General features: G+C 74.4%; 8 protein-coding genes. 1 reads left to right on the forward strand and 7 read right to left on the reverse strand.

What is annotated here, in order from left to right; all coding sequences use genetic code 11:
- Positions 1-71: 71 nt before the first annotated feature.
- The 5 genes from QCZ28_RS30510 to QCZ28_RS30530 all read right to left on the reverse strand — a co-directional run bounded on the left by QCZ28_RS30510 (position 72) and on the right by QCZ28_RS30530 (position 6,717).
- A complete protein-coding gene (locus tag QCZ28_RS30510; protein ID WP_279519849.1) occupies positions 72-3,794 on the reverse strand; it encodes a S8 family serine peptidase in 3,723 nt (1,240 codons plus the stop codon).
- 158 nt (positions 3,795-3,952) lie between these two features.
- Positions 3,953-4,837 (reverse strand): NAD kinase, encoded by an 885-nt coding sequence (locus QCZ28_RS30515; protein WP_279519850.1) that lies wholly within the window; start codon positions 4,835-4,837, stop codon positions 3,953-3,955.
- Between the two features lie 91 nt (positions 4,838-4,928).
- On the reverse strand, positions 4,929-5,789 hold the full coding sequence (locus QCZ28_RS30520; protein WP_279519851.1) for a TlyA family RNA methyltransferase: 861 nt from the start codon (positions 5,787-5,789) through the stop codon (positions 4,929-4,931).
- A 38-nt stretch (positions 5,790-5,827) separates the two neighbouring features.
- Entirely contained in the window at positions 5,828-6,142 is a 315-nt protein-coding gene (locus tag QCZ28_RS30525; RefSeq protein WP_347815140.1) for a hypothetical protein, read from the reverse strand.
- On the reverse strand, positions 6,139-6,717 hold the full coding sequence (locus QCZ28_RS30530) for a hypothetical protein (RefSeq protein WP_279519852.1): 579 nt from the start codon (positions 6,715-6,717) through the stop codon (positions 6,139-6,141). Before QCZ28_RS30530 ends, QCZ28_RS30525 begins: the two co-directional genes overlap by 4 nt.
- Before the next feature lie 111 nt (positions 6,718-6,828).
- On the opposite strand from QCZ28_RS30530, the gene QCZ28_RS30535 reads away from it, so the two are divergent.
- Entirely contained in the window at positions 6,829-7,167 is a 339-nt protein-coding gene (locus QCZ28_RS30535) for an SCP2 sterol-binding domain-containing protein (protein ID WP_030334914.1), read from the forward strand.
- A gap of 28 nt (positions 7,168-7,195) precedes the next feature.
- Here QCZ28_RS30535 and QCZ28_RS30540 read toward each other — a convergent pair whose 3' ends face one another.
- Together QCZ28_RS30540 and QCZ28_RS30545 are read right to left on the reverse strand one after the other, a co-directional pair.
- Positions 7,196-8,227, reverse strand: coding sequence for an HAD-IIA family hydrolase (locus tag QCZ28_RS30540; RefSeq protein WP_279519853.1), 1,032 nt, complete (start codon positions 8,225-8,227; stop codon positions 7,196-7,198).
- Positions 8,224-9,225, reverse strand: coding sequence for a Replicase polyprotein 1ab (locus tag QCZ28_RS30545; RefSeq protein ID WP_279519854.1), 1,002 nt, complete (start codon positions 9,223-9,225; stop codon positions 8,224-8,226). Before QCZ28_RS30545 ends, QCZ28_RS30540 begins: the two co-directional genes overlap by 4 nt.
- Positions 9,226-10,161 lie beyond the last annotated feature (936 nt).

Raw genomic sequence — 10,161 nt, forward strand, 5'->3', positions numbered from 1 at the left:
CCGCAAGGGTCCGCCGTCGACCGACGGCGGACCCCAGGGCGGGACGGCCGGGCCGCCCCGCCCTCGCCGCATCAGCGCAGCCCGTACGCCTGGAGCACGGTCTGGTCGACGGTGTTCCCGGCCCGGTCGGCGGCGTGCACCCGTAGCGACACCGTGCCGCGCCCCGCCGGCACTGTCGCGGTGTACCGGGTGCCCGACCCCTTCGTCGGCGCGTTGCGCCAGGTGACGCCCCCGTCGAAGGAGACCTGCACCCGGACGCTGGTGCCGGTCGGCGCCGGCACCCCGGCCGGCTGCCGCAGGGTCAGCCCCACCTGGTGCGACCGGTTGCCGCGGACCGTGCCGGACAGGTCGGCCGGCACCCGGTAGTCCACCTGCAGCAGCGACAACGGGGTGGCGGCGTCGCCCGCCGGTCGGGCCGAGGTGAACTCCCACGCGGTGTCGGTGCGCGTGCCGTAGCGCCACTCGTCCGAGGACCGCTGCGTCGTCAGGTCCAGTCGGTAGCGGGCCGACTTCGCAGTGGTGGGCACCGGCGCCCACCCGCCGGAGAGGTCGGCGATCTGCTGCCCGTCGCGGCTGACCCGGATCGCGACAGTGTCCGACTCCTCGCTGCCGCCGGCCTCCCTGAAGTTACCGTCAGCGTCGACGAACTCGGCCACCCGCAGGTTCAAGGTGTCCCCGGTACGGGTCGGTACCGGGACACCGCCGCCGGCCGGCACGGCCGGTCGGATCACCGGAGCGTGCCAGGTTTCGGCGACCCGGTCGTCGGCGGCGTACTGCCGGGGCTGCTGGGTGAGCCCGCCGAGCAGCCGCCCCCAGGACCAGGTGACCTTGTGCAGGACCTGGTGTTGCCACCAGTTGTCCCCGGCGCTGACGAACTCCTGGCGGGTGGTGCCGGTACGCACCGGGCGCTGGTCGTCGTTCCAGGAGGTCTCCTGCCACGGGCGCCAGCCGAACCGCTGCTCGCTGGCCCACGGCGTACCGCCGACGTCGCCGTAGCTGGCGGTCACCTCGGCCGTGTTCTTCCCGGTGACCGTGTGCGTGATCCGCTCCGGCACGCGGCCCTTCGACACCTGCCACACGTCGTACAGGTACGGGCTGTCCACCGTCAACGTCAGGTCCAGCGTCGCCCGGCCCTTCCTGGCCGCCGCGATCAGCCGCTGCCCGTCGTCGTTGGCCACCACCATCGACGGGATCGGCAACCGCTCCCCGAGCGGCTGCCACACCGTCCACGCGCTGAAGTCCGCCGGCCGGACGATCAGCACCACGGCAGCGCCGGCGGCGGCCGCCGCCGCGATCTGCTCCTCCTCCGAGGCGTCCGGGCTGCTGGTGAGCAGCGCCGCGGCGCCGCGTACCCGGGTCAGCTCGGCGGGGGTGCCGGTGCCGGCCCAGACCAGCGGCAGCTTGCGTCGGTCGGCCGGCGCCGGCGAGTAACCCAGCAGGTTGATGTCCAGCGGACCGGACACCCCGCTGATCTTCGCGTCCACCATCGGAGCGACCAGTTGCCAGCGGGACGCGAACTCGAACTCGCCCTGGCGTACCGGGCGGGTCGGCGTGACGTTGACCTGCTGGATGGTGCTGTAGGTCATCACCCCGTGATTGACCTGCCGGCCGTTGCCGAAGACCCGGTGCTCGTAGAAGCTGATCGTCGACCGCTGCTCGGTCGGCTTCGGCGTCTCGATCCGTACCGGGGTGCCCTTGCGCGGGTCGAGCACGACGGTGAGGTCCCGGTCGACCAGCAGCTCCGGGTCGGTGACCAGGGTGATCTGCTCGTCCAGTGGGGCACCGTGCTCGATCAACGCCTCGACCAGGTAGGGGCCGTCCTCGACCTGGAGTTGCACCTCGCCGCCGACCCACCCGAGCCAGTCGGATTCGGGCTGCTCACCGAAGAGGGTGAGCACCGACGCGAGACCCGGCTGACCTTTCATGTCCAGCGCCTTCACGGTGACGGTGCGCAGCGGGCCGCTGAGGGTCAGCGCGACGGCGGTACGCACCGCGACGCCGTCCGCGCCGGTGGCCACCAGCCACCCGCCGTGCACCCCCCGGTCCAGCTTCGCCGGGTCCGCCCGCAGCGGCACGGCGACGCTGCCGCCGGCCGGCACCGTCACCTCGGCGCCGCCGACCGCCACCCCGTCGGTCTCGACCGCGCGGGTGTCCAGGTTGCGCAACTCCAGGGCCAACCGCAGGGTCTGCGGGGTGGTGCCGCCGTTGGTGTACGTCACGGTCCGCTCGACCGTCGCGCCACCGGTGCTGAGCCGACCGAAGTCGGCGGTGGCGGAGGAGTACACCCGCTGGCCGAGCGCGCGGGCCACGTCGACCCGGCCGGCGCCCTGCTCGAAGACTGTCAACGCCGGGTTCGCCTTCGTGGTGCTGACCAGTGCGTCCTTGAGCTTCACGGCGGACCAGTCGGGGTGTTCCTGGGCGAGGATCGCCGCCGCTCCGGCCACGTGCGGGGTGGCCATCGAGGTGCCCGACGCGGTCGTGTAGGCGTCGTCCACCGGCGTACCCATGGTGGTTCCGGCGGCCCGGGCGGCGATGATGCCGACCCCCGGCGCGGTGATCTCGGGCTTGAGGCCGTTGTCGCCGAGGCGCGGGCCTCGGCTGGAGAACTCCGCCAGGTTGTCGGCGCGGTCCACCGCGCCGACGGTGAGCGCCGCCGAGGCCGCGCCGGGCGCGCCGACGGTACGCGCGGCACCCGAGTTGCCGGCGGCGACCACGAAGAGCGCGCCGGTCTCGGCGGTCAGGTCGTTCACCGCCTGGCTCATCGGGTCGGTGCCGTCGGTCGGGTCGCCGCCGAGGCTCATGCTGACCACCTTCGCGCCGGAGTGGGCGGCCCACTCCATACCCGCGATGATGGACGAGCTGTAGCCGGAGCCCGCGTCGTCGAGCACCTTGCCGACCAGCAACCGCGCGCCCGGGGCGACACCCTTGCGTCGCCCGTCGGACGCCGCCCCGCTGCCGGCGATGGTGGCGGCCACGTGGGTGCCGTGACCGTGCCCGTCGCGGGCGCTGCCACTGTCGGAGAAGTCCTGCGCCTCGGCGATCCGACCGGCCAGGTCGGGGTGGGTGGCGTCGACGCCGGTGTCGAGCACCGCCACCTTCACGCCGGCACCGTCGCGGCCGGCGGCCCAGGCGGCCGGGGCGCCGATCTGCGGCACGCTGTGCTCCAGCGTCGGGCGGACCTTCCCGTCCAGCCAGATCCGGGCGACACCCGCGCCGAGCCGGGCGGGTGAGCCGGCGGTGACCCGCTGCCCGGGCGCGCCGCGCAGCGACGTCCACAGAGCACCGAGTTCGCCCTTGCCGACCCGCATCGCGGCGCCGTTGATGCTCTCCAGGGGACGCGCGCCGGTGGCGCCGGCCAGCGGCCTGACCCGTCCGGCGGCCGGCTCCTGGTAGCGCACGATCAGCGGCAACGTGGCCTGCGCGGCGTCGCCGTACCCGTCGGCCGCCAACTCCTGGACGTCGAACAGGTCGGGGTCGAGCACCCCGGCGGAGAGGTACGGCACGACGTCGCTGGGCAGCACCCGCAACCCGCCGTCGGCCTCGACGGTCTGGAAGGTGATCCGGTTGCGCCCCGGGCCGGGGTGGACGGTGGCGGCGACCCGACCGGGTGCCGCCTGGACCAGATCGACCTGATCGCCGGTGATCAGGGTGATGCGGACGGGTGCGTGCTGGGCGGGCGTGCCCGACGTCGGGCCGGTGGGCCGGGCGGGCGGGTCGGCGGACGCCGGTGCGGCGACGCCGACCACCAACGCGCCGACCGCGCCGACGGCGAGCCAGCGGGGGGACCAGTGCATGCGATGCGCTCCTCTACTCCTCCAGGCCCACCATCCGTAGATGAGGGCCGATCGGAGTCTGCGACGGCGCGCGTCACCAGGTCACTAGTCGCCAGCCGCCGCAGCGGCGACATGTCGTCAGGTGGACACCGCACATCCACCGACAGTGTGTGCCACGGTCACCGGCGGCTGCCGCGCCACCCGTGCACGGGGAGGTCGAACTTGGCCACCAGCCGGTCGGTGAACGGGCGGGGGCGCAGCCGCACGATGCGCACCGGCAGGGCGCCGCGGCGCACCGTCACCCGCGCGCCGGGTGGCAGGTCGTAGACCCGCCGGCCGTCGCAGGAGAGCACCGCGAGGGTGGTGAACGGGTCGACGGTGATCACGAAGGTGGACGTCGGGGCCGTGACCAACGGGCGGCTGAACAACGCGTGCGCGCTGATCGGCACCAGCAGCAGCGCCTCCACCTCCGGCCAGACCACGGGACCGCCACCGGAGAACGCGTACGCGGTGGAGCCGGTGGGCGTGGCGCAGACGACACCGTCGCAGCCGTAGCGGGACAGCGGCCGGCCGTCCACGTCGACGAGCAGCTCCAGCATCTGCGCCCGCTCGCCCTTCTCGATGCTGATCTCGTTGAGCGCCCACGACTCGATGGTCGGCCCGCCGTCGAACTCGGCGGTGACGTCCAGGGTCAGCCGCTCGTCGACGGTGTAGTTGCGGCCGACGACGTCCCGGACGGCGGTGTCCAGGTCGTCGATCTCCGCCTCCGCCAGGAAGCCCACCTTGCCGAGGTTGATGCCGAGCAGCGGCGCCTTCGCCGGCCGGGCCAGCTCGGCGGCGCGCAGGAAGGTGCCGTCCCCACCGAGAGCGAAGACGATCTCGGCGCCCTCGGCGGCCTGCGGGCCGGCGACCGGCACCACGCCGGGCAGGTCGAGGTCGTCGGCCTCGTCGGCGACCACCCGTACCTCGAAACCCGCGTCGATCAGGTCGGCGGCGACCGACCGGGCGTGCTCGGTGCTGCGCCGACGACCGGTGTGGGTCACCAGCAGCGCGGTCCGGCTCATCGGGTCGCCCGCCCGTCCTGGACTAGGCGGCACCGCGACACCGTCGCCCCGCCACAACCGCGTGTCGTCGCGGCGCCCTCGCTGCGCGCGTTCACCCTGCGACCTCCTCCGCCGCCCCGTCCGGCACGTCGCCGGTCGTCGTCGAGCCGTCCGGCCCGGCCGCCACCACGGCCCGCACCCGCTGCGGGTCGGCCGGTGGTGCGCCCCGGCGCAACCATACGAAGAACTCCACGTTGCCGCTCGGCCCGGGCAGCGGGCTGGCCGCCACGTCGGCCAGGCCGAGGCCGAGCCGCGCGGCCGCCGCGGCCACGTCCAGCACCGCTTCGGCGCGCAGCTCCGGATCGCGGACCACACCGCCGGCGCCGACCCGCTCCTTGCCGACCTCGAACTGCGGCTTGACCATCAACGCCAGGTCACCGTCGTCGCGGGTGCAGCCGGCCAACGCCGGCAGCACCAACCGCAACGAGATGAACGACAGGTCGGCCACCGTGAGATCGACCTGGCCGCCGATGGTGTCCGCGTCGAGGGTACGAACGTTGGTGCGCTCCAGCACGCGGACCCGCTCGTTCGTGCGCAGCGGCCAGGCGAGCTGCCCGTACCCGACGTCCACCGCCACCACCTCGGCCGCGTCGGCGCGCAGCAGCACGTCGGTGAACCCGCCGGTCGACGCGCCCGCGTCCAGGCAGCGCCGCCCGGCGACCCGCAACCCTCCGGGGGCGAACGCGGCCAGCGCCCCGGCGAGCTTGTGCCCACCCCGGGAGACGTACTCCTCGGCGGGGTCCGCACCGGTCACCAGGAGCGGGTCGGCGGGGTCGACCATCGCGGCCGCCTTGCGGGCGACCACGCCCCGCAGTTGGACCCGGCCGGCCTCCACCAACGCGGCGGCCTGCTCACGGGAGCGGGCCAGACCGCGCCGGACGAGTTCGGCGTCCAGCCGGTTACGACGTGCCATGGGTGGTTCTCCGGTCTGCTCAGGCCTGGTCGTCCCGCTCAGGTCTGGTCGATGGTGGCGAGGGTTTCCCGCAGCGTCTCGTAGGCCGCCTCGTACTGGGCGATCTGGTCGGCGGGGGCGAGCGTTGCCGCGTTCGCCAGGGACTGCACGGCCGCGTCCACCGCCGGGTGTCGCGTCTCGTCGTCGTCCCCGAACTCCGGCGGCGGCCCGGGCCGGGCACCCGCCGGCGGCCCGGGCCGGGCCGGGAAGGAACTGCCCGCCGGTGGGCCGGGGCGGGCCGGGAAAGAGCTGCCTGCCGGTGGGCCGGGGCGGGCCGGGAACGAGCCGCCGGGCGGTGGGCCGGGCCGGGTCATTCGGCGTCGTCCGGCCGCTGCTTGCGGACCGCCTTCTTGGCGGGCATCGCCGCCGGCGTCGGAACGTCCTCGTCGGCGCTCCGGCTGACCGCCGCCGGCGGCTTCTTCGCGATGGCCTTCTTCGCGACCGCCTTCTTCGCGACCGCCTTCTTCGCGACCGGCGCGGAGACCGGCGCACCGGCGGGGGCGTCGGACGGCACGAGGCCGGTGCCGGGCCGCGCGGCGGCAGTCGGGTCGGGTGCTGGCGTCGGGCCGGCGGTCGACGCGTCGACGGACCGCGCCTGCCGTAGCTGCCGCTCCAGGTCGTGCACCCGTCGGGTCAGCTCGGCCACCTCGTCGGCGGTGGCCAGACCGACCGCACCGAGGGCCCGGTCGACCTCGAAGCGGACCAGCTTGGTCAACGCCTCCCGGTTGGCGGCGCTGGTGGTGAGCAGTTCCTCGCCGAGGGCCTGGAGTTGGGCGGCGGTCGCGCCGCCGGAGCCGACGAGGCGACGTGCCACGTCCTGGGCCTTCTTCCGGGGCGCCTCCGTAAGGCCCATGGCCAGCTCGAGGTAGGCGCGCCACGCGTCCTGCATGCCTGAGTCCTTCCACGGGGCGGGGTGTGCAGGTGTCACGCTACCGGGCACCCCGGACCGGTCCGTGCGGTACGGTGCCGAGGACGGCGTGGCGATCAACGAGGGGGAGATGTGGCCAGCGTGGACGAGTGCCGCCAGGCGTTGCAGGAGCTGGCCGCCCGGTTGGATCGCAACGCCGAGACGGTACGCGAACGGATCGACCTGGACCGGACGCTGGCCTGCCGGATCACCGACCTGGACACCGCGTTTCACGGCCGGATCACCGGCGGCCGGCTGGTCGAGCTGACCGACGGCGACGACCCCAAGGCCAAGATCGCGCTGAGCACGTCCAGCGACGACCTGCTCGCCCTGGTCCGCGGCGACCTGGACGTCACCAACGCGGTGACCTCCCGCCGGGTGTCGATCAAAGCCAACCCGTTCGACCTGCTGAAGCTGCGCAAGCTGCTCTGACCGTTGCCGTCTGCTCTGACTGTTGCCGTCACCCGGCAGCGGTCAGACCGAAGCTCTCCATCGCGTGGGCCGCGTCCGGGCCCACCGGACGGATCTTCGGCAGCGCCGGCGCCGGCGCCGACCAGGCCACCGCGCAGAGCGCCGCGAGGGCGTCCAGCTGTCGACCGGTCCCCGCCAGCTCCAGCGTGCCGTCCCGGTCGGTCACGGACCAGCCGCCGGCGTCCGCCGGGCCCGGCACCCGCACGGCGGCAGCCGGGTCGAACAGCCCCGCCAGGTCCCTCGCGACGTACGTGGGACGCCGCTGCGGCTCGGCGGCCAGCAGATCCGGTACGCCGTGCACGCCGGTGAGCACGAGCAGACTGTCCAGCCCAGCCCGACAGGCGCCCTCGATGTCGGTGTCCAACCGGTCACCCACCACCAGGCTCCGCCCACCGCCACTGCGCCGCGCGGCGGTCTGGAACAGCGCCGGCTCCGGCTTGCCGACCACCACGTCCGGGTCCCGCTCCAAGGCCGTCCGCAGCACGGCGACCAGGGAACCGTTGCCGGGCAACGGACCTCGCCCACTGGGCAGGGTCCGATCGGTGTTGGTGGCGATCCAGATGGCACCGGCCCGTACCGCGATCGACGCTTCGGCCAACTCGGCCCAGCCGACCTGCGGGCCGTACCCCTGCACCACCGCCGCCGGCTTCTCGTCGGCCTGGGTGACCGGGGTCAGACCGACCGCGCGCAGTTCCGCGCGCAGCGCCTCCGCGCCGACCACCAGCACCGACGCGCCGGCGGGCAGCCGGTCACGCAGCAACTCGGCCGAGGCGGCGGCGGAGGTGAGGACCTCCTCCGGCCGGGCCGGCACACCCATTCCGGTCAGCAGGTCCGCCACCTCGCTGGAGCGGCGGGACGCGTTGTTGGTCGCGTACGCCACCGCCCGTCCCTCGGCGTGCAGCCGGGCCACCGCCTCGACGGCGCCGGGGATCGGCCGGTCGATCAGGTAGATCACGCCGTCCAGATCGAAGACGACCAGGGTGTACCCGTCGACCAGCCGCTCCCCCACGCCCGCGCTCACCGCCGCGTCGACCCTGACTCGTCGCCCTCGGCCGGCAGGGTCCCGGCGGCGTTCGCCGTGTCCCCGTCCGCTGCGTCCCCGTCCGCTGCGTCGCCGTCCGCCGCGTCGCCGGACGTCACACCGCTGTCGCCAGCGGTGCCCGCGTCGGCGTTGCCGCTCGGGTGACGGTCCTCGTCCTCGTCGTCGAAGTCCTCGTCGTCGCCGGGACGGCCGACAGCGGCGTCCTCCTCGTCGTCGTCGAAGTCCGCGTCGTCCTCGTCATCGTCCCGGTCGTCGTCTTCGTCTTCTTCGTCGTCGTCTTCGTCTTCGTCTTCGTCTTCTTCGTCGTCACCGGTCAGGTCGGCGTCGGGTCGGGCCGGCACCGCGCCGGGAGCGCCCGGGCCAGCGGCGATCTCCTCGGCGGCCTCGTCCTCGTCGTCACCCTCGATGACAACACCGTCGAGTTCGAGCAGCCGCTCGGCGGCGTCGGTCTCGCCCTCGGTGTCCACGTCAGCGGCGCGGGAGAACCACTCGCGGGCCTCGTCGCGCCGACCCACCGCGAGCAGCGCGTCGGCGTACGCGTACCGCAGCCGGGCCGTCCACGGCACGGTGGCCTCGCTGGTGAGGTCCGGGACCTGGAGCATCGCGACCGCGGCGTCCTTCTGCCCGAGGTCACCCCGTGCCCCGGCGGCGACGATCAGCAGTTCGATCGCCACGGCCTGGTCCAGCTTCTCCCGGTCTGCGCCACGGAACAGGTCGATGGCCCGCTCCGGCCGGCCGAGAGCCCGCTCGCAGTCCGCGAGCACGGCCAGGTGACTCTGCAACCCGCTCATCCGGTGGTACGTGCGCAGTTCGGCGATCGCCGACTGCCACTCCCCCGCGTGGTACGCGGCCAGACCGACCGCCTCGCGGACGGCGGAGATGCGCGACGCCAACCGCCGGGCGGCCAGCGCGTGCGCCAACGCCTCGGCGGGATCCTCGTCGATCAGCTGCCCGGTCGCGACCAGGTGCCGGGCCACCGTCTCGGCGACCGGCTTGTTCAGCGAGAGCAACTCGGCGCGGACGTCCTTGTCGAGGTCGGTCGCGACGATGTCGTCCGGCAACGCCGGGGCCGAACTGCGCCCGCCCTCGAACGACTCGGAGCCACCCGCGCGGTCGTCCCGACGGAACTCCCCCTCACGACGTGGCCGCTCGTCGGCCCGGGAACCGCCGGTACGCTCTCCGCCCCGGTAGCCGCCCTCGCGGTCACCGCCACGGAACCCGCCCTCACGGCGGTCGCCGGAACGCGAGCCGTCCCGGTCACCACCACGGGAGCCACCTTCACGGCGGTCACCACCACGGAACCCGCCGTCGCGGTCACCGCCACGGAAGCCACCCTCACGCGGCGGGCCGGAGCGGGTGCGGTCGCCGCCCTGGTACCCGCCCTCACGGCGGTCACCACCACGGAAGCCACCGTCACGGTCGCCGCCGCGGAAGCCACCCTCACGCGGGGCGCTGGAACGCGAACCGTCCCGGTCACCACCACGGGAGCCACCTTCACGGCGGTCACCACCACGGAACCCGCCGTCACGGTCACCGCCACGGAAGCCACCCTCACGCGGCGGGCCGGAGCGGGTGCGGTCGCCGCCCTGGTACCCGCCCTCACGACGGTCACCGCCACGGAAGCCACCTTCACGCGGGGCGCTGGAACGCGAACCGTCCCGATCGCCGCCGCGGAAACCGCCCTCACGGCGGTCACCGCCACGGAAGCCGCCGTCACGGTCGCCGCCACGGAAGCCACCCTCACGCGGGGCGCTGGAACGCGAACCGTCCCGATCGCCGCCGCGGAAGCCACCTTCACGGCGGTCACCACCACGGAACCCGCCGTCACGGTCACCGCCACGGAAGCCACCCTCACGCGGCGGGCCGGAGCGGGTGCGGTCGCCGCCCTGGTACCCGCCCTCACGACGGTCACC

The sequence above is a fragment of the Micromonospora sp. DH14 genome, from assembly GCF_029809455.1.
GTDB classification, from domain to species: Bacteria; Actinomycetota; Actinomycetes; order Mycobacteriales; family Micromonosporaceae; genus Micromonospora; species Micromonospora parva.